We start from the raw sequence: 26,864 nt of genomic DNA, 5'->3' as shown, positions 1-26,864 counted from the left end.
ATCGATAAAAGAAAGGCTCGATGTTGATGCAACATCGAGCCTTTTTAATGTTTGTTTACTTTAGATTAAGTAAAACAGATTAGAAGCGGTAGTTAGCTTGGATACCCACTAGCCAAACATTACCTGTTGTTGTACCAACAAATTGGCCACCAACAGCTTCTGCAACATCGTCAGATTTATAACCACGTGACTCAGTGATTGGAGCATCTTTAGCAATGATGTAAGTAAAGCCCGCGTCTAATGAAAGTTGTTCAGACCATTGGTAACCCGCACCAATGCTTAACCAAGTGCGGTCAGTTTCTGGGATTGTAATAGTACGGTTTTTGTTACTAACAGCCGAAGTATCGTAAGCCACACCAGTACGTAGAGCCAGTTTTGGGTCAACTTGGTAAGTTGCACCTAAAGCAAGGCGGTAGTTATCTTCCCAATTTTCCACTTTAACTGTTTGGCTGCCGTATGTGTTTAATTCTGCTTGTAGTTTTTCGAAAGAACTCCAGTCAGTCCAGTTAAAGCTTGCATGAACTGCCAATGTTTCCGTTAACTGGTGGAAGCTTGCAAGTTCAGCTGTTGCAGGAAGTGCTAACATCATATGCCCGTTGTCACGTTGACCGGGTGTCATCATGCCAAAGCCCATACCTTCAGCATGACCTTCTAATTTGAGTTCAACCTCAGATTTATAGGCAAAACCGATACGGTTGTTCTCGTTGATCTGCCATGCTGTACCTACTTGCCACCCCCATGCTGTATCATCACCTTCCATGTATTTCAGTGTTGTTCCTGCAGGGACAGAGATTGGTGCGCCAGTACTTGGATTTACTCCAACAGCATTCTTTGCAGGAGCTGTCGCGCCAAAGCTACCTTCACCCATCACATAGCGAATACCACCACCAACACTTACTTGCTCAACTACTTGATAAGCAAAGTTTAGGTTAGCTTCTTTAGTGATTACGCTTGCTTCATTGCCGAAGTGAGAAGCATTGAAATCATCACCTAGGTTGGTTTCCATGCCGTAGTTTGTGCCAAATGCAAAACCGATAGCAAACTTCTCGTTGTAACGGTGAGAAATGTAAAGGTTCGGGATAATAGCGTCATCTGCGAAATCGTTTGAAGATGCTTGGCTTGTACCTATCGCAGGGTGGGCGTGGTTTACTTCACCTTTAACATCAATGTTAGGGTTAACGTAGATACCACCAACAGAAACTTGTGTGCCTTCTAGGTAAGTCAGCATAGCAGGGTTACGCCATTGTGCGTCTGCACCGTCAGCCATTGCTGCTTCACCCGCGTATGCGCGGCCTAGGCCTGTTGCTGAGTATTCTGCTAGTTGAAAGCCTGCCGCGTGAGTCACGGTAGAAGTCGAAAGTAGTCCAACTGCCACTGCAGCAGATAGAAGAGTCTTATTCATTTTCATTATTATGTTCGCTGAATCATAAGTATTTAGTGGCGTGATTCTACTTTTAGAGTCATTACTTTAAAAATGAAATTCGAATAAAACAGTGTTTTAGGGATTTAATGAGTAAATGTGTTTAATTATTAGAGAAATAATCTAAATGTTTCGGCTGTGTTGCGAAGTTTGAGCGTACACTTGTAGCCATATATTGCCCTTGCAGGCTACAGCTGTAAGCTTAAATTGATGTAGGTCAGTGGTTTAGGCAATAAAAAAGGGTCGCGTAAAGCGACCCTTTGGGGACTTATATTAGAAGCTGCGACTGTACTGCAGACCCAGTAGGATTGCATCGGCATGTGTCGTAGCACTGATCGATGAAGCTTCGATCGGAGCGCCACCTGGTCCCGCAACTACTGTTGACTCATTAACTTTTACGTCGTCTCCAAGTAGGTATGTGAAACCGAAGTCCACGTTAGACTTGTCATCAATGTGGTAAGTGAAACCAGCAGATAGCCATTGGCGGTCTGAATCTGGAACAGAGATTGAAGTTAGCTCGTCTTGTGCACTCGTGTCATACATGTAACCAGTACGTAACGTCCAAGTGTCGTTTAGGTAGTAGGTGCCACCAATAGCGTAGTGCCAGCCATCTTGCCATTGGTATTGTTTTTGGTAACTAGAGCCAAGTGGTGAACCTTGTAGGTTCTCAAAGTCGATTTGATCAAATGCACTCCAGCCGATCCACTGTACAGAGTAGTGAACCGCAAATTTTGTGTCTTCAATCTTGTGGTAGCCAGAAAATTCAGCCATATCCGGTAGAGGCAGTGTAATTTCTTGGCCTTTGTCGTCTTTAGCTGTGATCTCTGGGCTGTAACGGTAAGAAAGACCGAAGCGGTTGTTTTCATCTAACTCGTAAACGGTACCAACGTTGAAGCCAACAGCCCAACCGTCGGCTTCATCTACGTTTACTAGATCTACACCAGCTAAACCTGGAAGTGTTTGACTACCAGTACGTTTCATTGTGCCTTGACCGTAGATTAGATCTAAACCAGCACCGAAGCTCCATTGATCGTTTAAGCGGTATGAACCAGCTAAACCGAAGTTGATGCTCATTACGTCTGTTAAACCACCATATTCAGTGCCAACGTAGTCATCTGAAAACTCTGTTTTTGTACCAAAATTAGAGTAAGCGTTCACACCCCAAGCAAATTTTTCATTGACTGGTACAATTAAGTGGATGTTTGGCGCAATCGATGTATCACCAACATCATCTGTATCAGCAACTGATACTGGTTGATTTAGAGTACCCAAAGATTTGTACTCAGCATCTTTTACATCAATCATCGAGGTGATGCTTTCAAAACCAAGAGATAGCTCAGTTTTGTCAAATAGTGCCATTGCTGCAGGGTTACGTGCCATTACTGACGCGTTATCTGCGATTACTGCATCACCAGCGAAAGCACGGCCGATGCCGGTAGCTGATTGTGCGTTAAGTTGGAAACCTGCTGCCATCGCTTGCGAAGACGCCAGTGTAATTGTTACTGCTAAAAGAGACTTTTTAAACAGACGCGTGTTGTTGGTAGTCATTCATTTATTCCTTTATATATCCGCCTCTACAGGGCGATTAATTTGAGCAATTGCTCAATGGTGGCTGATCCTATTCGCAAGTATACGATATACAAATCCGACCATTGGAAATTTTGAGTGGAAAATTATGGAAATGACGCCTATCTGGCACGAAAATGGTGCGAAATGCTGATTTTTAGAGTTTTAACTCTAGAGGTATTGGTGGTGTGAATGGTTTTCTGGTTTATTTATAAATAAAGCCCAGCAATATCAGTAATATAATTGCTGGGCCTTTTGTGACGGGGCTTTAAGAGCGAATTAGCTCATTGGTTTGATCATTTTTGTCAGCTTTTCGGCGATTTTGGAAACATCCTCACCATTTTCACCCACAAGGATTAAGCTACTGCCATCTACGGGTGTTACCGAGCCAGACATGCCTTTTTCATCAAAGTCGATAGGTTTGTCTGTCGGAATTCCGGTTAAAAACAGTGTTACTTTGCCTTTTGCGCCTTGGAAGACCATATGTACCGCGTTGGATTTACCAAAGCCACAGTGGTTTAGGTAATAGACGTGGTAAGGGAAAGCATCATCAAACTGAAAAGCAAATGGATTCATTTTTGCATTGATCTGCTGCGATGTGACCTGTTCATCGATGTTACTAACAAAGCTCTTCTCATCAACAACATGCTTCATCGCCGTATCAACTAAACTAGCTTGCGCAGGTGAAACGAATGCATTTCCCCAATTCACTTGGCCAACTAATAAACCAGCAACAAACGCCACCGAGGCAGCCATTGCCATTGCTCGTCTCGCAAACGTAGGCCTTACTACTTTGCTTTCTTCGCTTGAGGTCTGATTGAACAGAATACGATCAGCAAGATCGTCTGGCACATCCACATTCATCGCTGAGTGGATCTGCTTATCAAGCGCTAGTACATCGTCTAAGAAGTTACTATTGGCTTCGCTATTCGCGGTCGCATCAACAATATCTTGTGTACGTTGTTTAGGTTCCGACAATACACGACGACGAAATTCCAAATCATCCATTATGTTGCCCCCTCTCTGCCTCTTCTGTATCCAACAGCTCTTTCAACTGATTTCGAGCTCTGAATAAACGTGTCATCACCGTGTTTTTGTTGAGATCGAGAATATCGGCAATCTCATCACCACTAAAACCACCAATCACTTGCAAGAAGAGAGGTTCACGGTAATCAATTTCAAGTTTCATGATCTGGGCTTGCAACCACTGATGTTGATGGTGCGGGTCATCACTGACACTAGCATCGTTACCGTGATCGTCGATATCAACCAGATCAAACTGTTTGCGTTCAAAACGTCGAGCGTTCTCGCGTCTCAAGATGGTAATCAGCCAAGATTTAGCGGCTTTTTCATCTTGAAGGCTATCGAGTGACTTCCATGCACGAAGGCAAGTTTCTTGAACTAAGTCTTCGGCAATGCTTTTGTCTTTGCATAACCAATAGGCGTAGCGAAACAGGTCACGATGATAGGCACGCACAAGTGCTTCGTATTTTCTTTGTTTGTCCATATCAGAGTTGACCGGACGCTTGGCTGTTTTCTTTCCAAACATTTTTATTATTGACACACGAGCCTCCATAATTGCTCTGCGTATAGCTGTCCTCTATACGTTGTGCTTCGTTTTTTATATTTTTAGAGCTAACGATCGGCAGGAAATCGTAAAATCACATTAAAATTGATCTACTTCAAAATTTAAGGCCTCGAACCCGTTATAGTACACCTTGTCGTCTAGTTAGTCATTCGTGGCTAGCATGTTGAGCAAGACGACACTTCCTTTTGAAGGCTGACTTTACTTTCTCCTAATCAGGAAACTGATTATTTCAATTGGCGCTAAGTTAATTGCTTTATATACATTCCGACCACACAGCTTTGTGTGGTTTTTTTTTGCCTCAAGAAAACCATTCTCTACACTGCGATAACAGTCTTGGCTTACAATAGTTTAGTCTCTTACGACAACCTTTCCCCCAAAAAGGTTCGCCTGAATGTGCAGTTATATTTTCAAACAGTGAGATACTCGTATCACGTTTATTTAAACGCTTGTTTGATTTAATTAACAACTTCTTTACAATGCTTCAGGTCAGACCTCTTAACTTTAAGGAGAAACCATGGGCAAACAGGAAGTCAAAACGCGTTCTGGAGAACGTGTTGCCGTTGTCGCTGGATTACGAACCCCATTTGCTCGTCAGAGCACAGAATTTAGCCAAGTGCCTGCGGTTGACCTAGGCAAAATGGTTGTGAGCGAAATGCTTGCAAGAACAGATGTTGATCCTGCGCTTATCGAACAAGTAGTGTTCGGCCAAGTCGTGCAAATGCCAGAAGCGCCGAACATTGCGCGTGAAATCGTGTTGGGCACAGGCATGGACATCAATACCGATGCCTACAGTGTGACACGAGCATGTGCCACCAGCTTCCAAGCGGCAGTTAACGTGACCGAAAGCATTATGGCTGGCACGATTGATGTCGGTATTGCGGGCGGTGCGGACTCTTCTTCTGTATTGCCTATCGGTGTATCGAAAAAGTTAGCGGCAAATCTATTAGCGCTGAGCAAAACGAAAACTATGGGTCAAAAACTGAAGATTCTTAAAACGCTTTCCGTAAAAGATTTGATGCCAGTACCACCTGCAGTTGCTGAATACTCGACCGGTTTATCCATGGGACAAACGGCTGAGCAGATGGCGAAGACACATGGTATTACTCGCGAAGCTCAAGATGCACTCGCTCACCGTTCTCACTCTTTGGCTTCTCAAGCATGGAAAGAAGGCAAGATTAAAGACGAAGTGATGACTGCATTCCCGTCGCCTTACAAAAAGTATCTAGCGGAAGACAACAACATTCGCCACGACTCAACGGTTGAAGGTTACGCTAAGCTGCGTCCTGCTTTTGATAGAAAGTACGGCAGTGTAACGGCAGCCAATGCTACGCCGCTTACCGATGGCGGTGCAGCAGTGATGTTGATGCGCGAAGGTAAAGCGAAAGAACTAGGCTTAGAAGTGCTTGGTTATATTCGTGGTTATGCGTTCTCAGCGATTGGTGTTGAAACAGATATGCTGATGGGCCCGACTTACGCGACCTCTCAAGTATTGAAGAACACCGGTTTAGAGTTGTCAGACTTAACACTGATCGAGATGCACGAAGCATTCGCAGCCCAAGTCTTGGCTAACGTGAAAATGTTCGCAAGCGATGAGTTTGCACAGAAGAATCTTGGCCGCGATAAAGCGATCGGTGAGATTGATATGGAGAAGTTCAACGTGTTGGGTAGCTCGATTGCTTACGGACACCCGTTTGCAGCGACTGGCGCACGCATGATGACTCAAACATTACGTGAACTGAAACGTCGCGGTGGCGGCTTGGCACTGAACACAGCGTGTGCAGCTGGTGGTTTAGGTGCAGCAATGATCTTGGAGGTAGAATAATGTCTACGACTCTTGATGCAACAACAGAAAAAGAAACCGTCGCTCAACCAAATTCAACCTCTGCGACTGAATCAACCAAAAAGAAAGTGACAGCATTTTCTCTTAATATCGATGAGCTAGATATTGCTTGGTTAGCGATTGATGTGCCCAACGAGAAAATGAACACGCTGAAAGCGGCTTTTGCTGAAGAAATGAAAGCCATCTTCGAGCAACTCAAAGAAAAGCAGAGCCGAGTTAAGGGCCTAATCGTTCATTCTCTTAAGCCAGATAACTTTATCGCTGGTGCTGATGTAAGAATGCTTGATGCGTGTAAAACGGCTGACGAAGCACAGTCTCTGGCTCGCCAAGGGCAGGAGATGTTCCAAACTCTGTCTGAACTGCCGTACCCAGTAGTCGCAGCGATTCACGGCCCATGTTTAGGTGGTGGTTTAGAGCTCGCACTGGCGTGTGATTACCGTGTATGTACCGATTCAGATAAGACTCGTCTTGGTCTGCCAGAAGTACAACTAGGCTTATTGCCGGGTTCTGGCGGTACACAGCGTCTACCTCGCCTTATCGGTTTGCTGCCATCTCTCGACCTAATCCTAACGGGCAAGCAACTGCGCGCTAAGAAAGCGAAATCGCTCGGTGTCGTGGATGCTTGTGTGCCTGAAACTATCCTGCTTGAAGTCGCTAAGAGCTTTGTTGAAAAGAATATGGGCAGTAAAAAAGGTAAGCGTCTAGCATCGAAAAGCCAAGCGTCGACCAAAGAAAAACTGATTTCACGTAACGGCCTTGGTCGTAAAGTGATTTTTGAACAAGCTTCTAAGAAGACCAATCAGAAAACACGCGGCAATTACCCAGCAGCAGATGCGATTCTAGACGTCATTCGTTACGGCCTTGAGAACGGCTTTGATAAAGGTCTTCAGTATGAAGCGAAGCGTTTCTCAGAACTGGTTATGACTTCAGAGTCTAAAGCCCTTCGTTCGATTTTCTTTGCAACTACGGAAATGAAAAAAGAACACGGCGCAGACGCAGAGCCAAAAGCGGTTAAGCGTGTTGGTGTACTGGGCGGCGGTCTTATGGGTGCAGGCATCAGCCATGTCAGCGTTGCTAAGGCGAAAGTGCCAGTTCGTATCAAAGACGTATCCAATGAAGGTGTGCTGAACGCGCTTAACTACAACTTCAAGTTGTTCGATAAGCAGCGTAAGCGTCGCATTCTGAGCCGAGCGGGCCTTGAAAGTAAGATGCTTCAGCTTTCTGGTGGTATCGACTTTACGAGCTTTAATCACACCGATGTGGTGATTGAAGCGGTATTTGAAGACCTCGACCTTAAGCAGTCAATGGTTGCGGACATTGAAGCCAATGCCAAGCCTGAGACTATCTTCGCGACGAATACTTCTTCACTGCCGATCCATAAGATTGCAGAGAAGGCGCAGAGACCAGAAAACGTGGTCGGTCTTCACTACTTCAGCCCTGCAGAAAAAATGCCGTTGGTTGAAGTTATTCCTCATGAAACAACGTCAGAAGAGACGATCTCGACGGTTGTTGCGTTAGCTAAGAAGCAAGGCAAAACCCCGATTGTTGTCAAAGACACAGCTGGTTTTTATGTGAACCGTATTCTTGCTCCGTACATGAATGAAGCAGCGCATTTACTGCTAGCGAACGAGCCGATTGAAAAGCTCGACAGCACGTTACTGGACTTCGGTTTCCCGGTTGGCCCTATCACCTTATTAGATGAGGTGGGTGTTGATATCGGTGCGAAGATCATTCCGATTTTAGTGAATGAGCTTGGCGATCGTTTCCAAGGCCCTGATGTGTTCGATATTCTTTTGAATGACAATCGTAAAGGCCGTAAGAGTGGTAAAGGTTTCTACACTTACAAAGGGAAGAAGAAGGAAGTGGATAAGTCAGTTTACAAGCTGCTTAAGCTGCAACCAGATCCTAAGTTGAGCGATAACGATATCGCGATGCGCTGTGTGTTACCTATGCTAAACGAAGCGGTTCGTTGTCTAGACGACGGCATTATCCGCAGCCCTCGTGATGGTGATATCGGTGCGATTTTCGGTATCGGTTTCCCGCCATTCCTAGGTGGTCCGTTCCGTTATATGGATCAAATCGGCATTAAGTCACTGGTTGAGATGATGAACGACTTCGCTAAGAAGTACGGTGATCGTTTTGCGCCATGTGATGGTCTACTGACACGCGCTGGTTTGGGTGAGTCTTTCTACAAGTAACTCTCTAATTCATTGATTAAGAAGCCCGTATCAAGCAATTGATACGGGCTTTATTTTTATGGAAACATGTAAATGGAAGGAAATTCCCGACTCAGTCGTTCCTCCCTCTCGGGAATGACGGGGGACTGATGTGTTCTGTCGGGTAGTGTTGGCCTGGTGTGGTAGATTCCTGATTCAGTCGTTCCTCCTTCTCGAGAAAGACGATTGAGGTATAAAAATTAATCTATTGTGTTGACTAGAAGGGGGGGGGCAAACACACGTCAATCAAAACTACCGTCATCTCCTAAAGCGACGAAGGAGCGTAATAGGAGATCTGCTTTTGGGCTGCATCCAATAAAAAAGGTTGATGCTTTCACATCAACCTTATGATTTTCATTCTAGCTTTATCAGCCAAGCTCAGTATCTTTCGGGCGTAATTGAAACTCATCAATAGAGCCAATTTCAACACCTGCCGATAGCTTCTCTTCCTCATTATGAGCATTACCGTGAGCATGCATAATCAGACGATTTGCAGTGCGTGGTTTTAGCTGACTGACCACAAAACGCATCATGTCAGAGCGAGTTAACCCTTTAAGGTCTTCTAATACGCGCTCTCTTTGGTTGAACTCAACATCCTTATTGCCTATCGCAACCCATAAGCGCTGAGCACGCCCTCGCAAAGTCGTATCTGGTGTCGAAATCTGATTCCATAGGCCGCGCTTACTGCTGTGCCATTGATAGTCGTTAAGCTCTAACAGCACCATGTAAAAGGCATTGAGGAACTCATCTATCGAGGCTAACAAGTCAGCAGGGGCTGCATTCGGTGATTGCACATACAACACAATTCCAGGGTGTCGGTTGAGCGGCATATTGCCGGTACCGACCATGTAACCTAGCTGCTGCTTGGTTCGTATCTCATGGAAGAAAGTGGCCGACATCAAATGGTTTGCCAGTGAATACAGCGCAATATTTTTAGGCGAAATATCTGGGCATTGGTAGTAAACCACGATGGCCGAATCATCTTGGTTACACACCACTTCACGTTGGAAGCTGCCGTTTTCACCCAGCATAATGAGCGGACGCAGTGACTCTTCGTAAGCCTGATCTTGAACACGCAGTGCATCTTTTAGCGTTTCAGCCATCTTATGTGCATCGGCTTTTTTCCAGTCGCCATACACGAACATCTCAACATGAAGTTCCGCCAATATTGCTTGAACAAAAGAGGAGAGCTCATCGACCTCTATCGTTTCCAGCGCTTCAATTAACACAGAATAGGGCGGATTATTTGGTTGAAGTATCCCTGTCATCGCATTAAACAGCTGCGAAATAGGGCGATCTTGCGACGCGTTATTCCAGTTTCTGAGCAGTTGATGCTTGATGGTTTCGAAGCGTGTTGGACTAAAGTCGCGTGCTTGGAAACGTTCAAGAATCATATTGAGCAGCTGTGGTTGCTTCTCGCTAAACCCAGACAGAGTGAGTGTTACACCGCCTTGATGGGTGTACATGTTGTAGCCCATTCCGGCGATTTCAGCCTGATACGTATCTTTTTCCAGCGAGTCTAAGAACATTTCTACGCACAAGCGTGTTTTAACGATATTTCTTGGGCTAGCGACCGAGTGCGGGCTATCGATAGCAACATACACCACACCTTTTGGCACTCGGAATTGATGGTCTTGCAGATGCCATAGCTTAAAGCCATCGAGCTCTTCTAGCAGTTGTGGGAACTTAGCGTCACCTTCGAGTTCAGTCGGGTCTAGATCGTAGCAAATAAACGGGTTTTTGCATGGGAGTTCAAACTGCCAACCGGGGTTAATGCACGTAAAGCATTGAACTTGTTCAGCGCTAAAAGGTGTGATCGAATAGGGCGTAAAATACCACTTCGCTTCCCTGTCATACTCGAATCCCTGAGCAACAATGGTCGCTCGCATGTTGTCGACGGTTAAGTAAGGCAGCAAAGAACGCTGTAATTCGTCATCGAAATGCGACATTTTGTAATCGCCATACACCACGTCTTGCTCTTGATAGTGCTGCATGTTGATAACGAGGTGGCTGACGACATCAAGCGGTCTTGCTGGCTCTTGAAAGCGGAAAGCAGACTCAAGAACGGCACGTTTTTCTAGGTAGCGCCACTCCTGGATGCCTTGTTGCTCGACTAACTTGATGTACTGAAATATCGCTTGGATGATGTTATCGGTTTTGGTTAAACCTTCAATGGTCAACGAGCAGCTAACCGTGAAATCACGGTAGTTGCTGCCACTAGCGCCACCACCTGCAGAGAGGGATGTTATCCAGCCTTTCTCTTTGAGTTGCATCATCAAACTGCCTTCACCTTCGTAACCTAAAAGGTGGGCAAAGAACGACAATGGCTTAACGCCGTAGTGTTCGTCCATGCTTGGCATCGGGAAGGTTAAGATCAGTTTACGTACTTCTTTAATTGGCTCAACACGGACTTGAACGCCCGTGCTTAACTCGCCGACAATCGGTACTTCAACCTTCTTGCCTTGTAGGTTGTGATTGGTGATTGAGCTAAAGCGATCCTCAACCCAGCTTTGCATCTCATCTAACGACTGATTGCCAGACAGTGTCAGTGTCATCAAGTCAGCAGAGTATTGTTGCTGGTGGAAAGCCAAGATCTCTTGTCGAATTGTCTCGCCGTTTCTGTCACCCAACGTATCGATATTACCGACAGAAAACTTCGAGAATGGGTGATTGTGATTCACCAGTTCTTTGGTAACTTGATACAAGCGTCGTGAGTCGTCGTTGAGTTTCATCTTGTATTCGGAGTCAACGGCTTGGCGTTCTTTGTCTAACGCTTCTTCGTTGAACAGGGGAGCAGTGAAAAATTGGCTGAAGCGATCGAGTGCGTTTTCAAAGGCATTCAATTCAACATCAAAAAAGAAGCAGGTGTGCTCTGTTCCTGTCCAAGCATTGTTGCTTCCGCCATGCTGGCTGATAAAACTTTGGAACTCTCCGACCTTTGGATACTTTTCAGTTCCTAAAAATAGCATATGCTCTAAGTAGTGAGCTAAACCCTCTCGGTCTGTAGGGTCATCAAAATGCCCCACATTGACGGCTAATGCGGCTGCTGCTTTTTGAGCATTTTGATCCTGAACTAACAGTACACGTAACCCGTTATTTAAGGTTATGTAGCGGTATTGATGTTCATCATTTGGGCTTAAGTGCACAGGAGCATCTCCAGAGAAGGTGGTTTTTAAATTATGTACCCGATGATTCGGCGTGCAAACCTTGTGATCATATTTTGGGATATGAAGTGCTTTTTGGCGATTTCTAAATCACTTTTATCGATTTTTATCAGTAATTTATTTTCTTTTAACAAGATTGTTAAGAAAGTCGAACTCTTTGGCAAGTGACTTGATATAATTATTTATATTGACTGCGGTTTCTCTGGATTGAGAGCCAAACCTAAGTAGCGTTTCGCTGATATATGGGATATATCGACTTTCGACATGTTACGAAGACAGGATTGAACATGAAAATATTCATTATGCGCCACGGTGAAGCAGAACATTTTGCGAACTCGGATGCAGAACGAGCGTTGACCAAGCGCGGGAAAATGGCTTCTCTTGCAGTGGCACAAGCTGCAAATGAGCAGGGGATTAGTCAATTCGATAAAGTGCTGGTGAGCCCATATTTAAGGGCACAAGAAACGTGGTTAGAGATCTCTCAGGCGTTTTCTGGAAAGAAAGTAGAAACCTGTGATGATATTACGCCTTATGGAATGTCCGACGATGTGTTTGATTTGACCTTAGCAATGGCTGAAGTAGAAAAACTAGAGACCATTTTATTTGTTTCTCATTTACCTCTAGTGGGCTACCTAACGGCAGAGTTTGCAACAGGCATGGCGCCGCCTATGTTTCCCACTTCGGGCTTAGCGTGTATCGACTTCAACCTTGAGACACAAAAAGGTGAGTTGCTTTGGAACATCAATCCATAAGCGCGTTGAGCTCTGTTTGATGACAAAGTTGCAGACAATTAGAAAGGGCATCTCAATATGATTGGGATGCCCTTTGTTGTTTTTTGGTGAGAGAGAATTAGTAAACCAGAATTATTTCTCAGGAACCGAAAGCAAGACTAACAGCGCGCCATTGCCGCCAAACTCTAACGGCGCTTGGTGGAAAGCCATCACATCTGGGTGCTGTGCTAACCACAAAGGCACCTTCTGTTTAAGGATGTGTTTACCGATACCGTGTTGAACACAGGCACACGCCACGCTCTCTTTCACGCAGTGCGCAATCATCGCGCCAAGCTCACGTTTAGCTTCTTGTTGAGTCATACCATGCATATCGAGATACACGTCAGGCACGTAGACACCACGACGTAGGCGCTTGACCTCATATTTAGAGACATCATCACGCGCATAACGTGTTGGGCCGTCTTCGCTAAGATGCGGAATGAACTCATCCGAGAAATAAAACTCGCTATCACTGGCTTGTCTTGCCGTTCGAGTAATTTCTTTTTGCTTGGCATTTCTTTTTGGCTGCTGGACTATGGTATCCTGTTGCAACTTTTTAACGCCCTTTACTGCATCGTTGAACAGGGCGAAATCGTCATCGAAGTCGGTGTCTTTTTTGCTCATCAGGTTATGAATTCTAATTAGAAACGTAATTAGCAGTATTGTAGCGCTTTTCGGAGACAATTTTGGATAAGATTTTTGTAGAAGAAGCGGTATCAGAACTACACACGCTTCAAGATGTGATTCGTTGGACTGTTAGCCGCTTTAACGCAGCGGGCCTATTTTATGGTCACGGCACTGATAACGCGTGGGATGAGGCAGTACAACTTATCTTACCTACTCTTTATCTGCCGATTGATGTTCCTTCGCATGTGATGAACTCTCGTCTAACGAGCAGCGAACGTCTGCGTATTGTTGAGCGCGTAATCAAGCGTATTAATGATCGTACACCAACGGCTTACCTAACCAACAAAGCTTGGTTCTGTGGTCTTGAGTTCTTCGTTGATGAACGCGTTCTTGTGCCTCGTTCGCCAATTGGTGAGTTGATCGAAGCTCAATTCCAACCTTGGTTAACTGAAGAGCCAACTCGCATCATGGATATGTGTACGGGTAGTGGTTGTATCGCTATTGCTTGTGCTCACGCATTCCCAGACGCTGAAGTAGATGCGATTGATATCTCTACAGACGCATTGCAAGTTGCAGAGCAGAACGTTCAAGATCACGGCATGGAGCAACAAGTGTTCCCAATCCGTTCAGATCTTTTCCGTGATTTGCCAAAAGAGAAATACAACCTGATCGTATCGAACCCACCTTACGTGGACGAAGAAGATATGAACAGCCTACCAGATGAGTTCACTCACGAGCCAGAACTTGGCCTAGCAGCGGGTACAGACGGTCTGAAATTGGTTCGTCGCATCTTAGCTAATGCACCAGACTACCTAACTGACGACGGTATTCTTATCTGTGAAGTAGGTAACTCAATGGTTCATATGATGGATCAGTACCCAGAGATTCCATTCACTTGGATTGAATTCTCTAACGGTGGTCATGGTGTATTCATGATCACTCGTGAGCAGCTTGTTGCTTGTGCTGATGAGTTCTCTATCTACAAAGACTAGTTTGTAGCTATTAAGCGAATGATCCGGTTATCGGACTGTAAGCTTAGAACCTGAAACTGAGTAAGACGTTCGATTTGAAACGTTTTTATTTAAACGCCATGCATTTCTGCATGGCGTTTTTTATTGCCTAGATTAAAGATGTTTGCGTTTATATCGAAGAATTTCAGCGCAATATTTAGTTGATTAATATGAGGGCTTATTACATATTGGTGTTTAATATTTAGTCGTTTTAGTGAGTTAAGGAGGATTCACGATGAGCTTTGATACATGGATTTATTATTTATTAGCGGTGCTGATCTTAACGGCATCACCAGGCCCAAGTTCTTTATTGTGCATGACCAAAGGTGTGCAATCTGGCTTTAAATTATCGATATTTACCGCGTTGGGCAGCTTAACTGCGATTACTGGCATTCTAACCTTATCGTTTACCGGGCTAGGGGTAATTATTGCTTCGTCTGAAGTGGTATTTAATGTCATAAAATGGACTGGTGCGGCTTATCTAATCTTCCTCGGCTGGAAATCTCTGCGCTCTAGCCAACAAGATTATGACAAGCTATCGAATCAACAAGGCGGTGCTCAATCTGTTAAAGAAAGCGCTGCGCAGCATTACTTAAGTGGCTTTATTGTTGGCGCAAGTAACCCCAAAGCTATCCTGTTTTTTACCGCACTTTTCCCTCAATTTATTGACCCATCGATCGCTCTGGTTCCCCAGTTTACCGTGTTTGCTTTGACCTTCGCAGTGATGGAATTGTCTTGGTTACTGGTGTATGCCTACTTGGGCGCGAAGTCGTCAAATTGGTTGTTTGCGAAAGGCCGAGCTAAGGTCTTTAATCGTGTCACTGGAGGTGTCTTTATTGGAGCTGGTGCACTGCTTTCGACGACCAGTCGAGCATAACTTTTTGTTTTATCTGAGAAGTGAATGATTACAGAATATTCTTGATGCTGTCATAAAAGGTTAATATTAATATGCTTGCTGCTTTTGGCGAAAAGCCGATATATTGTAGTTACACCATCACGTTCTCAAGGAGAGACATATGCAGCATCAAGAAATGATTCAACACAGTAACTTTGGCGTAATCAGTCGTACTTGGATTTTCTCTACCCTTTCTCTAGTGGGTATTCTTGCTCTAATGTAGTCAGCTTAATGGCTCTATAGTTTTAGTTTTTATTATGAAATCACTTGTTAAAAAGTCTTCAAAGTCAGAACTCTTTCTCTTATAAATGTGGCTTTTCTCATCAGGCTAGCCACTTAACTTTTTCTTAGTCATCTTCTTCTAGCAAGCTTCCCCTAGTCATTTACTCCTAGTCGCCACTTTCTTCCTGTGGACTGGTTTGTCACCTTATCTCTATAAACAAGCGCCATCGCACTTCTGAAGTTGTTACGAAACTGTGATAATCTTAAGTTATCTTTTATCTACAGTGTATCTCTCATGTCTGTCTGGGATTCTATTTCATTTAACAATCGATTTACTGCATTACCTCGACTGTTCTATACCCCAATTCAACCTACACCGCTAAACAATGTTCAATGGCTCGCATGGAACCATAAGCTTGCGGATGAACTCGGCTTTCCGTCATTTGATGATGCTTCCGAGGAATTGCTTGAAACGTTATCTGGCAATGTTGAACCTGAGCAGTTTTCGCCTGTAGCAATGAAATACGCAGGCCACCAGTTTGGTTCTTATAATCCGGATTTAGGTGATGGAAGAGGGCTGTTATTAACTCAAGTTGTCGCGAAAAGTGGTGAAACGTTTGATTTACACCTCAAAGGTGCAGGTAAAACGCCATATTCTCGTATGGGCGATGGACGTGCTGTTATTCGATCAACGGTTCGTGAGTACTTATGTAGCGAAGCGATGGCAGGGCTCAATATCCCAACCACACGTGCATTAGCTATGATGACCAGTGACACGCCAGTTTATCGTGAAAAGCAAGAGTGGGGGGCATTACTGGTGCGTGCTGCAGAATCCCACATTCGATTTGGTCACTTTGAACATCTGTTTTACACCAATCAGTTGGCAGAACATAAATTACTGGCTGATAAAGTCATCGAATGGCACTTCCCGGAATGCCTTGATGAAGAAAAGCCTTACGCTGCCATGTTTAATGAGATTGTCGATCGCACTGCGGAAATGGTCGCGTTGTGGCAAGCGAATGGTTTTGCTCATGGCGTGATGAACACCGATAACATGTCGATCATCGGGCAAACTTTCGATTACGGTCCGTTCGCGTTTCTTGACGAGTACGATCCTCGCTTGATCTGTAATCACTCGGATTATCAAGGGCGCTACGCATTCAACCAGCAACCGAGAATAGGTTTATGGAACCTGTCTGCACTGGCTCACTCACTTTCTCCGCTGGTGGATAAGGTCGACTTAGAGGCGGCTTTAGAGCAGTACGAACCGCAAATGAACGGTTACTTTAGTCAGATGATGCGTCGTAAGTTAGGGCTACTTTCGAAACAAGAAGGCGACAGTCGTTTGTTTGAATCTATGTTCGAGCTGATGTCGCAAAACAAAGTCGACTACCCAAGGTTCTTTAGAACGCTATCGAACCTAGACACCTTATCGCCACAAGAAGTGATTGATTTGGTTATCGACCGCGAGGCAGCAAAACTGTGGGTAGATAACTACTTACAACGTTGCGAACTGGAAGAGAGCTCAGTGGCCGAGCGCTGCGAAAAGATGAGGCAGGTAAACCCTAAATTCATCCTTAGAAACTACCTAGCTCAGTTAGCTATCGACAAAGCAGAGCGCGGTGATAGCAGCGATATTGACGCTTTGATGGTGGTACTGGCTGACCCTTATGCGGAACACCCGGATTATGAATACCTTGCGGCTCTACCTCCTGAGTGGGGTAAAGCCATGGAGATCAGCTGCTCTTCATAACCAACCAATAGCGGATTAAGCCCTAAAGATTCAGGTAGAGGTCACTAAGTTGTGATCTTTATCTGTTTGTTCTTCTAACTTTACAAACATGTCAATAATCAAACAATCGGCCAGCCTATACACTATGTGAATAAGTTGTAAATTTAATAGGTTTGGGCGATGCCAACAAATACTCGAATTCTCGTGGTGGATGATGATCAAGAAATCCGCGAGCTGCTGGAAGAGTACCTCACAAAATCGGGTTTCGATGTCTCTTCTGTGGGAGATGGTATTGAACTAGAAGCTCATCTGCAAAACCAAGGTTATCCAGATCTGATTCTGCTGGATGTGATGCTACCCGGTGACGATGGTTTTACCCTGTGTCAACGCGTCCGTAAGCAATCGAATGTGCCTATCATCATGCTTACTGCCGTATCGGATGAAACCGACCAGATTATCGGCTTAGAAATTGGTGCTGATGATTACATTGCCAAGCCGTTTAGCCCTCGTCAGTTAATGGCTCGTATCAAAGCGTTGTTGCGCCGCGTTCAAGTGGTGGATGACAAGCCAAGTGATGCATTGCCAAAGCAGATTATTTTTGGGGACTGGACGCTTGATACATTAGCGCATCGAATTTCCCACAATGAACACTCAGAAGAGATGGATTTGTCGGGCAGTGATTTTTCTCTGTTGATGTTGTTCTTAACTCGTCCTAACCAAGTTCTCGACCGTGACACCATCTCTTTCGCTACCAGAGGCCGTGAAGCGTTGCCTTTTGAGCGAGGCATTGATGTGCAGCTTAGTCGCCTGAGAAGCCGATTGGGCGACAGTGGCAAGTATCCTCACTACATCAAAACCATGCGCGGCAATGGCTATATCCTCGCTGTGCCTGTTCAGTATGAACACTGATAATTAAGTGCTGTTAATGAACGCCTTGCCAATGAAGTACTTCCTATGAACTGGATGAGTCGATTAAAACCCAATTCCTTGGTCGCAAGAACATTGCTACTGACCTTGTTAGCCGTGGTGATTGCTCAGGGTATCGCAACGTCTATTTGGTATAGCGAATCCAAACACAAAGAGTTGGAAGGGATTCGTTCTGCCTCCGAAAGCATGGCCAATATGTTTGCCTCGACGGTGACTTTCTTTCAGTCTCTACCCGTCAAATATCGTCATATCGTATTAGATCAGATCCGCAATATGGGCGGTACGCGCTTCTTTGTTTCTTTCAATAAAGAGGCTTTGATTGTCGAACCGATCCCTGATACCCGCTTAAAAACCGCCTCGATTGAAGCGATAGAAAGTGTTTTGAGTAGCAAGCTAAATAAAGTGGAATCAGTCCGTGTTGATTTCTCTCGCCCTGAACATCTCCGTTTGCTTAAAAATGACATATATTTAAGCGATCTCCCTCGATCGTGGGCACATCATACTTTAACGTTAGAACCTCTTAATCCACCTATTTTGGTCGTTCAGATAGAGCTAGCCAGTCACGAATGGGTGTATATTGCCGCACTGTTACCAGCTCCCTATGTAAAACTTGATGACACCATTCTTGGTCGTGAACAGGTGATCTTCTTGCTCTCTTCAACGCTGATTCTATTGGTGTTGACCTACTTAATGATTCGCCGCCAAGTTCGCCCGCTTAAAAAGCTAGCAAGGGCAGCCAACGAAATGAGCATGGATATTCAGCAGCCTCCACTTAACGAAGAGGGGGCGACAGAACTGGTTACCGCAACCCGAGCATTCAACCGCATGCAGCAGCGGATTCGCCGTTATGTTGCCGACCGTGAGCACCTTTTCTCTGCTATTTCTCATGATTTAAAGACACCAATAACACGTCTTAGATTGCGGGCTGAATTGTTGGAGAGTGAAGTAAAGAAAGACAAATTCAATAAAGACTTGGATGAGCTGGAGATGATGGTCAAAGGTGCATTACAAGCGGTAAGAGATACTGACCTTCACGAAAACAACGCTATTATCGACCTCAATGAGATGATGCTCTCTGTGATTGAATTGCACAACCAACATCAAACCTTGGTTGAGTTTGAGCCCACTGTGGTTGAACCGCTAGTCGCCAAACCATTAGCCATTAAACGTGTGCTAACCAACCTTATCGACAACGCTGTGAAATATGGAACATCAGCTGAGGTTGGTATCAACAGTGATTCGGTGTGGGTTATCGTGACGATTCAAGACCACGGAAAAGGTATCCCTGAAGACAAGTTAGAGTTGGTGTTTGAACCTTACTTTAGGCTTGCTACCGACGACCAAGGGCACGGTTTAGGGCTCGGGATCTGCCGAAATATCCTACACGGACACGGCGGAGATCTCATTATTCGTAACTCCCCTCAAGGCGGCTTAGAAGCCAAAGTCTATATCCCTAGAGGCCTAGAAGTGTAATGTAACAATTTTGTTACATTGGGCTTACCTTTTGTTTCAATCTTACAAATCAGAATAAGTAGACTCTGTATTGAACCGGACGTCGAGTCCGCTAAACATGGAAGATAATAATGAAAATCAATAAAACCCTACTTAGTCTATCTCTTCTTGCTGCTTCAACATTTTCTCAAGCTGGTGAAGTGGAAGTGCTTCACTGGTGGACTGCCGGTGGTGAAGCAAAATCCGCTGCGGTACTGAAAGAGATGATTGAAGAACAAGGTCATACTTGGAAAGATTTCGCTGTTGCTGGTGGCGGCGGTGAAAGTGCGATGACCGTTTTGAAAACGCGAGCAGTATCAGGTAACCCACCATCTGCTGCGCAGATCAAAGGTCATGATATTCAAGAGTGGGGTGGTTTAGGTTTTCTGACGTCTCTCGATGCAACAGCAAAACAAGAACAGTGGGATGAGTTACTGCCAGAGGTTGTGACCAAAGTGATGAAGTGGGACGGCGAATATGTGGCGGTTCCTGTCAACGTTCACCGTGTTAACTGGCTTTGGGCGAATCCTGTTGTTTTAGAAAAATCAGGCGTTACGGTTCCAACCACATTAGATGAGTTCTTCTTGGCGGCAGATAAGATCAAAGCGGCTGGCTTCATTCCACTGGCTCACGGTGGTCAACCTTGGCAAGACGCGACAGTCTTCGAAGCGGTTGCGCTTGATGTACTAGGCAGTGAAGACTACAACAAAGCGTTCGTTGATCTTGATATGGACGTTCTATCTGGCGACAAAATGGTGGAAGTATTCACCAAGTTTAAAAAGATGCGTGACTACATCGACAGCAACTCTCCGGGTCGTGATTGGAACGTCGCAACTTCAATGGTTATCAATGGTGAAGCAGCGATGCAGATCATGGGTGACTGGGCGAAAGGTGAGTTTACTGCAGCAGGTAAAGTACCGGGTAAAGACTACATCTGTGCACCGGCTCCGGGTACTGATGGCCAATTCACTTTCAACATCGATAGCTTTGCGTTCTTTGAACTAAGTGACAAAGAGAACCAAAAAGCGCAACAAGACCTAGCAAAAACCATTCTTACTAAAGATTTCCAAGAAGTCTTTAACCTAAACAAAGGTTCTATCCCTGTACGTCTCGATATGGATATGTCTAAGTTCGACCAATGTGCGTTGGACTCTATGGCAACCTTCAAAGCGAGTGCGGAATCTGGCGACCTTGTTCCGAGTATGGCTCACGGCCTAGCGACGACAAGTTACGCGCAAGGCGCAATTTACGACGTGGTAACCAACTTCTTCAACGAGAAAGATGCCGATCCTAAACAAGCGGCAGCTAAGTTAGCAAAAGCAGTGAAAGCGGCTATCTAATCTAACTTGATAAGTGACACACAACGCACATGAGTGACGGGTTGTGTTGCTTTATCGAACCCCCAGGGTGGGTAGGCTCGTAGGGAGCCTATCTACTCTTCACTCCCAATTCTGATATGCGTGATGCTGATGTGGTGCCGAGAGGTAAGCCATTGGCTCGATTGTGCAATAAGGATAAGTTATGGAGCATGTTTTGACTGAGTCGACTCCAAAACCCACAAGGAGCCAGCCTGCACCGAAACCGAGTTTTGCTGACAGGTTGCAACATTGGCTACCTAAGATTGTGCTAGCGCCGACCGCGTTAGTGACCGTGGTGTGTATCTACGGCTACATTTTTTGGACGGCAGCGTTGTCGTTCACTAACTCTCGATTTCTACCGAGCTTCAACTTCGTTGGTTTAACCCAATATGAAAAGCTGATGGACAACGATCGCTGGATCACTTCAATCACCAACCTCGGCGTATTTGGTTTTCTATTTATGGCGATTGCTATCTTGCTTGGTGTCGGTTTAGCTGTATTGCTTGACCAGAATATCCGTCAAGAAGGGGCGATTCGCACTATCTATCTCTACCCAATGGCGCTGTCATTCATCGTGACAGGTACGGCGTGGAAGTGGATCCTTAACCCAGGTCTTGGCATTGAAAAGTTGATGCAAGACTGGGGATTTACTGACTTCAAATTTGATTGGCTAGTCGACTCCGAAATGTCGGTATATACCTTGGTCATCGCAGCACTTTGGCAATCATCGGGCTTCGTGATGGCGATGTTCTTAGCGGGTTTGCGTGGTATCGATTCTTCGATCATTAAAGCTGCGCAAATCGATGGGGCAAGCTTACCCACTATCTATCTCAAAATCATTCTGCCTTGCTTGCGCCCTGTGGTTTTCAGCGCGGTGATCATCACGTCACACATTGCGATTAAGAGCTTCGACCTTGTGACCGCAATGACAGCAGGTGGCCCGGGTTATTCATCGGATCTTCCAGCGCTATTTATGTACGCACACTCATTCACTCGTGGACAGATCGGCCTAGGTGCTGCCAGTGCCATGATGATGCTTGCCGGTATCTTAGCGATTCTCGTGCCTTATCTTTACTCTGAACTTAGGGAGAAAAAGTCATGATGAATAACATCAATTTTGCCCGAATGTTTATCTATTCAGCACTGCTTTTCTTCTGTTTAGTGTACCTAATGCCACTGTTCGTAATGGTACTGACCTCATTCAAAACTTTGCCAGACATAAAGGCAGGTAACTTGATGAGCTTACCGAAAGAGTGGGTGTTTGATGCTTGGTACAAAGCGTGGGATACCGCTTGTACTGGCGTGAAATGTGAAGGCATCAAAGGGTACTTCTGGAACTCATTCCAAATGGTGATTCCTGCTGTAGCGATATCAACATTGCTCGGCGCATTCAATGGTTATGTGGTCACTAAGTGGCAGTTCAGAGGCTCAAACCTGTTCTTTAGTTTGTTGTTGTTTGGTTGCTTTATTCCGTTCCAAGTTGTGCTGCTACCAATGGCAACCATGCTTGGCAAGATGGGTTTAGCAAACACAACTATCGGATTGGTGATTGTGCACGTTATCTACGGCATGGCGTTTACGACTCTGTTTTTCCGTAACTTCTATATCTCGATTCCTGATGAATTGATCAAAGCGGCAAAGCTAGATGGTGCAGGCTTCTTTACGATTTTCTTTAAGATCTTATTACCGATCTCCACGCCAATCATTATGGTGACGGTGATCTGGCAGTTTACGGCTATTTGGAATGATTTCTTGTTCGGGGTGGTGTATTCGGGCTCAGAAACTCAGCCAATTACCGTGGCATTAAACAACTTGGTGAACACCAGTACAGGCGTTAAAGAATATAACGTCGATATGGCCGCCGCGATCATCGCCGCACTGCCAACGCTGTTGGTTTATGTCTTCGCAGGAAAATATTTTGTTCGTGGCCTAACGGCAGGATCAGTAAAAGGATAATTACCCATGGCAACATTAGATTTAAAACAGATCCGTAAAACCTACCGCAACGCGGACAACGAAACGTTAAAGGGCATCGACATCAGTATCGATTCGGGGGAATTTTTGATACTTGTCGGCCCTTCGGGGTGTGGAAAATCGACCCTAATGAATACCATTGCTGGGCTAGAGAATATTAGCTCGGGTGAAATCGTGATTGATGGTGTCGACGTGGCACAAGTTGAGCCCAAAGATCGCGATATTGCTATGGTGTTTCAGTCTTACGCGCTTTATCCAAATATGACGGTACGCGGCAATATCGCTTTCGGTTTGAAGATTCGTAAGATGCCTCAGGAAGAGATTGATGCGGAAGTGAATCGAGTGGCTGAAATGCTGCAAATCGAACAGTTGTTAGATCGTAAGCCATCGCAGCTTTCTGGTGGTCAGCGCCAACGTGTCGCGATGGGACGCGCTTTGGCTCGTCGTCCTAAGTTGTATCTGTTTGATGAGCCGCTTTCGAACCTGGATGCAAAGCTACGTGTTGAGATGCGTCATCAGATTAAACGTCTGCATCAGAAGCTCAATACTACGATTGTTTATGTAACCCATGATCAGATCGAAGCTATGACTCTGGCAGATCGCATCGCAGTAATGAAAGACGGTGAGCTACAGCAACTCGGTACGCCACAAGAGATCTACACCAAGCCAAACAACATGTTTGTGGCGGGCTTTATGGGTTCACCATCAATGAACTTCATCAAAACTATGGTGGACTTGGATGAGGAACAGAATCCGATAATTAAAGTGGTCGGTACCGCAGATCAAGAACACCACATTCGTTTGCCACAAAGTATGCGCGACCAAGATGGCAAAGAGTTGGTGATTGGGTTGCGTCCAGAACACATTACCGAACAAGAAAGTGATGATGTCTCTGCCTCAACCAAGCTAGACTTACAGTTAGAGGTATTGGAACCGACAGGGCCCGATACCATCGCGATGGTCAAAGTGAACGATCAAGAAGTCGCGTGTCGCTTGTCACCGGAATTTGAGGTATCGGTTGGTCAAATGGCACCACTGCATTTTGACCTATCCAAAGCAGTATTCTTTGATGCTCAGACGGAAGCGAGAATTGATTTCTAAGTGTTGCTAGCAAGTTAGTTTCACCAAACACCTCATCATTGGATGGGGTGTTTTTGTATCAGGACAGCTTAATTGTCATATTAGTGATAAAAAACTCATTAGCACCTATGCTTTATGAGATATTAATTTTTGGAAAAAGGATGTCTGTAATGAGAGTCCAAATATTTGCAGGAGCAATGTCACTTGCTCTTCTTTCCTCTCCTGTATCTGCTGTTGTTAGTCATGATTTGAGAGACAGTTATATTGTCGTTTTAAAAGAGAGTGTATCGGAATCTCGGGCGAATGATATCGCGCGTGAAGTTGCTAAAGGACACGGTGTGATCGGCCATCAATATAGCCACGCTTTGAAAGGGTTTTCTCTTAAGGTCCCAGAGCAAGCTCTCAAAGGTCTTAAAAATAGGTTCCCCGAGATTGATTACATTGAGCCTGATATCGTCATGTACGCTTTGCCGAGAGGGGGTAAACCTAATCGAGGCGGAGGTGGAGATAGTGTTGAGCGGGCTGTTCAACAGGTTCCTTGGGGTGTAACCAGAGTCAAAGGTGGTACTGTTGATATGAGTAATTCCTCATCTGTTGCTTGGGTTATAGACTCGGGTATTGACAGTAACCACCCAGATTTAAATGTAAACAAATCTCGAGGAGCAAACTTTACTCGCGGTAAGAAAAATAATACTAGCGATGGTAATGGTCACGGCACGCATGTAGCAGGAACGATAGGAGCTTACGACGATGGCTTTGATGTCATTGGTGTTGCGCCCGGTGTGGAAGTGATCCCTGTTCGAGTTCTGGATAATAGTGGTAGTGGTTCAATGTCTGGTGTGATTGCAGGAGTTGATCATGTTGCTCGTTATGGTGACTCTGGTGACTGTGCCAATATGAGTTTGGGAGGAGCAGGCTCTTCCACGGTCTTAGATAGCGCGATTAAAACTGCCGCTGCCCAAGGGATATTTTTCTCAATCGCAGCGGGTAATTCAGGGCAAGATGCCAGTGGGTTTACGCCAGCTAGCACCAACGGCACGAATATATTTACTATTTCCGCATTTGGCGAATCTAACGATAATTTCGCATACTTTTCCAATTATGGCTCTGATGTAGATTACGCTCAACCGGGAGTCGATGTGTTATCGACCAAAGCGGGCGGAGGAACGGTTTCTTACAATGGTACCTCAATGGCGGCTCCTCACTTTTGTGGAGTACTGTTAGCCACCGGAGGCTCATTCTCTTTGGGTGGAGATGTGAATAATGATCCCGACGGATCTCCTGACCCTATTGCAGTGAGTAATTAACTTGTTTGATAGTTTAAGTAGGTATAAAAATGCCGTTGTAGGCAATAAAAAGCGACCTGATGGGTCGTTTTTTATTGTGAATAATCATCGAGTAGACAGTTAATTGTCATCAAAGCTGATATTTAGTGTGATGTGGCTATATAAAGCTGACGTAGAAACGCGTAGGATCGACTCAACTTTAGACCAAATACTAGGTTGCACTTTGGTGCATAAACAGAAGAATACATGAAACTAACAGCAAAACCCTCAGCTAGTAACGCTTTACTTATTTCTATTACGACACCGGACTTCAAAGGTGACGAAGCAAAAGAGTCTCTTGCCGAACTTGCTCGCTTAGTAACAACCCTAGGGTTTAAAGTGGTTGGTACTCAATCGCAGCACCACAGTTCAACTCAACGACAAAACGTGTTGGGTGCTGGTAAGCTTGCGGAAATTGCACACCTAACCGGTTACCAAGGTTCGATTGAAGAAGCAGAAGATGAAGACTTCCTTGATGAATCAGGTCTATTTGATTCAGAAATCGACGAGCTAGATTTTGATGATCTTCCAACGGGCAATTTCCAATACGGTGCCGCTGATGTTGTGGTCTTTGACTGTGATTTAAGCCCATCTCAACTGCGCACTGTCGAGGCGAGTTTGGGGGTGGAAGTATTTGACCGTACTGGCATCATCATCGAAATCTTCAGCCGCCACGCTCGTACTCGTACTGCTCGTCTGCAAGTTGATATCGCTCGTCTAAACTACTTAGTGCCGCGACTTCGTGAAACGGCTGAGGGTGATAAAGAGCGTCAAATGGGTCAGGGCGCCGGTGAAACTTCACTAGAGCTAGACCGTCGTAACGTACGTGACCAAATTGCTGCGCTTAAGCGTGAGCTAGTAAGCGTACAAGATGAAATGAAGACCCGACGCACAAGGCGCGCGGAGCTTTTCACTGTTGCTTTAGTTGGCTACACCAATGCCGGTAAATCTTCGATGATGCGTGCAATGACCGCAACCGAAGTGGTGGGTGAAGATAAACTGTTCGCAACGCTAGACACCACGGTGCGTGCGCTTCAACCAATTACTCAGCCGCGTATTCTGGTTTCGGATACAGTGGGTTTCATCAAGAAATTGCCACACGATCTGGTTGCTTCGTTCCACTCTACGCTAGCAGAAGCGCATGATGCTTCATTGCTGCTATATGTCGTTGATGCTTCTGATGTTTCATTCCGCGCACAACTTGATGTGGTACACGACGTATTGGCTCAAGTGGGTGTAGAAGGTAGCGAAAAACTATTAGTGCTGAATAAGTGCGATAGATTGACTGAAGAGCAGCAATTAGAGCTTATCGAAGAATTCCCAGATGCGATGCTAACGTCAACTCGTGATCCTCTGGATATCACGAAACTGCACAAGTACATCGTTGGTGTTGCTGAAGAAGGCATGATCGAAGAAGAGATCACGATTCCTTATTCTGGCCAAGGCATAATTGGTGAGATTCGCTCAAACATGAGTGTGGTAAAAGAAGAGTACGACTACGAGTGTATTAAATTGACCGTTCGCTCAAGCGCGATTGATTTGGCACGCTTGAAAAAGCGTATGCAGAAATCTTAATCTTTTAGCTAGCTTAAGAAGAATGACCAAAAGAAAAGCGACCCGATAAGGTCGCTTTTTTTATTCGTTGAGTTTAATTAACTC

20 protein-coding genes are annotated in these 26,864 nt (G+C 45.1%); 14 read left to right on the top strand and 6 right to left on the bottom strand.

The annotated features are described in order from the left end of the window. Positions 1–79: 79 nt before the first annotated feature. The 4 genes from HRQ85_RS18795 to HRQ85_RS18780 form a co-directional block, all read right to left on the bottom strand. Positions 80–1,408 carry an outer membrane protein transport protein gene (locus HRQ85_RS18795; protein ID WP_172380351.1) on the bottom strand — a complete coding sequence of 443 codons (1,329 nt, stop codon included), beginning with the start codon at positions 1,406–1,408 and terminating at the stop codon, positions 80–82. A 285-nt stretch (positions 1,409–1,693) separates the two neighbouring features. Further along, positions 1,694–2,968, bottom strand: a complete 1,275-nt coding sequence (locus HRQ85_RS18790; RefSeq protein WP_059021183.1) for an outer membrane protein transport protein — start codon at positions 2,966–2,968, stop codon at positions 1,694–1,696. A 297-nt stretch (positions 2,969–3,265) separates the two neighbouring features. Further along, positions 3,266–3,994, bottom strand: coding sequence for a DUF3379 domain-containing protein (locus HRQ85_RS18785; RefSeq protein WP_060983667.1), 729 nt, complete (start codon positions 3,992–3,994; stop codon positions 3,266–3,268). Then, a complete protein-coding gene (locus HRQ85_RS18780; RefSeq protein ID WP_017060646.1) occupies positions 3,987–4,535 on the bottom strand; it encodes a sigma-70 family RNA polymerase sigma factor in 549 nt (182 codons plus the stop codon). The genes HRQ85_RS18785 and HRQ85_RS18780 overlap by 8 nt, the downstream gene beginning before the upstream one ends. Before the next feature lie 553 nt (positions 4,536–5,088). On the opposite strand from HRQ85_RS18780, the gene fadI reads away from it, so the two are divergent. Continuing rightward, positions 5,089–6,396 carry an acetyl-CoA C-acyltransferase FadI gene (gene fadI, locus HRQ85_RS18775; RefSeq protein WP_172380350.1) on the top strand — a complete coding sequence of 436 codons (1,308 nt, stop codon included), beginning with the start codon at positions 5,089–5,091 and terminating at the stop codon, positions 6,394–6,396. Beyond that, on the top strand, positions 6,396–8,612 hold the full coding sequence (fadJ, locus tag HRQ85_RS18770) for a fatty acid oxidation complex subunit alpha FadJ (RefSeq protein WP_172380349.1): 2,217 nt from the start codon (positions 6,396–6,398) through the stop codon (positions 8,610–8,612). Before fadI ends, fadJ begins: the two co-directional genes overlap by 1 nt. A 386-nt stretch (positions 8,613–8,998) precedes the next feature. Here the strand turns inward: fadJ and HRQ85_RS18765 are convergent, their stop codons facing one another. Continuing rightward, positions 8,999–11,776 carry an insulinase family protein gene (locus HRQ85_RS18765; protein ID WP_172380348.1) on the bottom strand — a complete coding sequence of 926 codons (2,778 nt, stop codon included), beginning with the start codon at positions 11,774–11,776 and terminating at the stop codon, positions 8,999–9,001. A gap of 305 nt (positions 11,777–12,081) precedes the next feature. On the opposite strand from HRQ85_RS18765, the gene sixA reads away from it, so the two are divergent. Next, positions 12,082–12,546, top strand: a complete 465-nt coding sequence (gene sixA, locus HRQ85_RS18760; RefSeq protein WP_017064097.1) for a phosphohistidine phosphatase SixA — start codon at positions 12,082–12,084, stop codon at positions 12,544–12,546. A gap of 111 nt (positions 12,547–12,657) precedes the next feature. Here the strand turns inward: sixA and smrB are convergent, their stop codons facing one another. After that, on the bottom strand, positions 12,658–13,188 hold the full coding sequence (gene smrB, locus HRQ85_RS18755) for an endonuclease SmrB (RefSeq protein WP_017064096.1): 531 nt from the start codon (positions 13,186–13,188) through the stop codon (positions 12,658–12,660). Between the two features lie 62 nt (positions 13,189–13,250). On the opposite strand from smrB, the gene prmB reads away from it, so the two are divergent. The 11 genes from prmB to hflX all read left to right on the top strand — a co-directional run bounded on the left by prmB (position 13,251) and on the right by hflX (position 26,780). Further along, a complete protein-coding gene (prmB, locus tag HRQ85_RS18750; protein WP_017060640.1) occupies positions 13,251–14,183 on the top strand; it encodes a 50S ribosomal protein L3 N(5)-glutamine methyltransferase in 933 nt (310 codons plus the stop codon). Positions 14,184–14,436: 253 nt separating this feature from the next. Next, the gene (locus HRQ85_RS18745) at positions 14,437–15,078 is read left to right on the top strand and encodes a LysE family translocator (RefSeq protein ID WP_050052731.1); all 642 of its coding nucleotides are present in this window, start codon (positions 14,437–14,439) and stop codon (positions 15,076–15,078) included. A gap of 535 nt (positions 15,079–15,613) precedes the next feature. After that, on the top strand, positions 15,614–17,071 hold the full coding sequence (locus HRQ85_RS18740; RefSeq protein WP_172380347.1) for a protein adenylyltransferase SelO: 1,458 nt from the start codon (positions 15,614–15,616) through the stop codon (positions 17,069–17,071). 159 nt (positions 17,072–17,230) lie between these two features. After that, the gene (locus HRQ85_RS18735) at positions 17,231–17,959 is read left to right on the top strand and encodes a response regulator (RefSeq protein WP_172380346.1); all 729 of its coding nucleotides are present in this window, start codon (positions 17,231–17,233) and stop codon (positions 17,957–17,959) included. 45 nt (positions 17,960–18,004) lie between these two features. After that, positions 18,005–19,450: an ATP-binding protein gene (locus tag HRQ85_RS18730; RefSeq protein ID WP_172380345.1), complete on the top strand. Its 1,446-nt coding sequence runs from the start codon at positions 18,005–18,007 to the stop codon at positions 19,448–19,450. A 110-nt stretch (positions 19,451–19,560) separates the two neighbouring features. After that, the gene (locus HRQ85_RS18725; protein WP_172380344.1) at positions 19,561–20,808 is read left to right on the top strand and encodes an ABC transporter substrate-binding protein; all 1,248 of its coding nucleotides are present in this window, start codon (positions 19,561–19,563) and stop codon (positions 20,806–20,808) included. Positions 20,809–20,989: 181 nt separating this feature from the next. Next, a complete protein-coding gene (locus HRQ85_RS18720; protein WP_009848503.1) occupies positions 20,990–21,928 on the top strand; it encodes a carbohydrate ABC transporter permease in 939 nt (312 codons plus the stop codon). Further along, on the top strand, positions 21,925–22,782 hold the full coding sequence (locus HRQ85_RS18715; protein ID WP_048661487.1) for a carbohydrate ABC transporter permease: 858 nt from the start codon (positions 21,925–21,927) through the stop codon (positions 22,780–22,782). Before HRQ85_RS18720 ends, HRQ85_RS18715 begins: the two co-directional genes overlap by 4 nt. 6 nt (positions 22,783–22,788) lie before the next feature. Beyond that, entirely contained in the window at positions 22,789–23,901 is a 1,113-nt protein-coding gene (locus HRQ85_RS18710) for an ABC transporter ATP-binding protein (protein WP_050635209.1), read from the top strand. Positions 23,902–24,041: 140 nt separating this feature from the next. After that, complete coding sequence (locus tag HRQ85_RS18705; RefSeq protein WP_172380404.1) at positions 24,042–25,187, top strand: S8 family serine peptidase; 1,146 nt, start codon at positions 24,042–24,044, stop codon at positions 25,185–25,187. 225 nt (positions 25,188–25,412) lie between these two features. After that, positions 25,413–26,780, top strand: a complete 1,368-nt coding sequence (gene hflX, locus HRQ85_RS18700) for a GTPase HflX (protein ID WP_123311350.1) — start codon at positions 25,413–25,415, stop codon at positions 26,778–26,780. Positions 26,781–26,864 lie beyond the last annotated feature (84 nt).

Origin of the sequence: Vibrio sp. Vb339 (assembly GCF_902751245.1) — a bacterium.
GTDB lineage: Bacteria > Pseudomonadota > Gammaproteobacteria > Enterobacterales > Vibrionaceae > Vibrio > Vibrio coralliirubri.
Note: the sequence above shows the minus strand (reverse complement) of the source record. Positions and strands in the feature narration are given on the sequence as shown.

Coding starts and splice junctions, on each gene's coding strand:
- HRQ85_RS18735 (WP_172380346.1), top strand. CDS start 17,231: ATGCCAACAAATACTCGAATTCTCGTGGTGGATGATGATCAAGAAATC.
- HRQ85_RS18705 (WP_172380404.1), top strand. CDS start 24,042: ATGTCTGTAATGAGAGTCCAAATATTTGCAGGAGCAATGTCACTTGCT.
- HRQ85_RS18780 (WP_017060646.1), bottom strand. CDS start 4,535: ATGTTTGGAAAGAAAACAGCCAAGCGTCCGGTCAACTCTGATATGGAC.
- HRQ85_RS18710 (WP_050635209.1), top strand. CDS start 22,789: ATGGCAACATTAGATTTAAAACAGATCCGTAAAACCTACCGCAACGCG.
- smrB (WP_017064096.1), bottom strand. CDS start 13,188: ATGAGCAAAAAAGACACCGACTTCGATGACGATTTCGCCCTGTTCAAC.
- HRQ85_RS18795 (WP_172380351.1), bottom strand. CDS start 1,408: ATGAAAATGAATAAGACTCTTCTATCTGCTGCAGTGGCAGTTGGACTA.
- fadI (WP_172380350.1), top strand. CDS start 5,089: ATGGGCAAACAGGAAGTCAAAACGCGTTCTGGAGAACGTGTTGCCGTT.
- HRQ85_RS18730 (WP_172380345.1), top strand. CDS start 18,005: ATGAACTGGATGAGTCGATTAAAACCCAATTCCTTGGTCGCAAGAACA.
- HRQ85_RS18785 (WP_060983667.1), bottom strand. CDS start 3,994: ATGGATGATTTGGAATTTCGTCGTCGTGTATTGTCGGAACCTAAACAA.
- HRQ85_RS18725 (WP_172380344.1), top strand. CDS start 19,561: ATGAAAATCAATAAAACCCTACTTAGTCTATCTCTTCTTGCTGCTTCA.
- HRQ85_RS18790 (WP_059021183.1), bottom strand. CDS start 2,968: ATGACTACCAACAACACGCGTCTGTTTAAAAAGTCTCTTTTAGCAGTA.
- HRQ85_RS18720 (WP_009848503.1), top strand. CDS start 20,990: ATGGAGCATGTTTTGACTGAGTCGACTCCAAAACCCACAAGGAGCCAG.
- HRQ85_RS18745 (WP_050052731.1), top strand. CDS start 14,437: ATGAGCTTTGATACATGGATTTATTATTTATTAGCGGTGCTGATCTTA.
- fadJ (WP_172380349.1), top strand. CDS start 6,396: ATGTCTACGACTCTTGATGCAACAACAGAAAAAGAAACCGTCGCTCAA.
- sixA (WP_017064097.1), top strand. CDS start 12,082: ATGAAAATATTCATTATGCGCCACGGTGAAGCAGAACATTTTGCGAAC.
- HRQ85_RS18715 (WP_048661487.1), top strand. CDS start 21,925: ATGATGAATAACATCAATTTTGCCCGAATGTTTATCTATTCAGCACTG.
- hflX (WP_123311350.1), top strand. CDS start 25,413: ATGAAACTAACAGCAAAACCCTCAGCTAGTAACGCTTTACTTATTTCT.
- HRQ85_RS18740 (WP_172380347.1), top strand. CDS start 15,614: ATGTCTGTCTGGGATTCTATTTCATTTAACAATCGATTTACTGCATTA.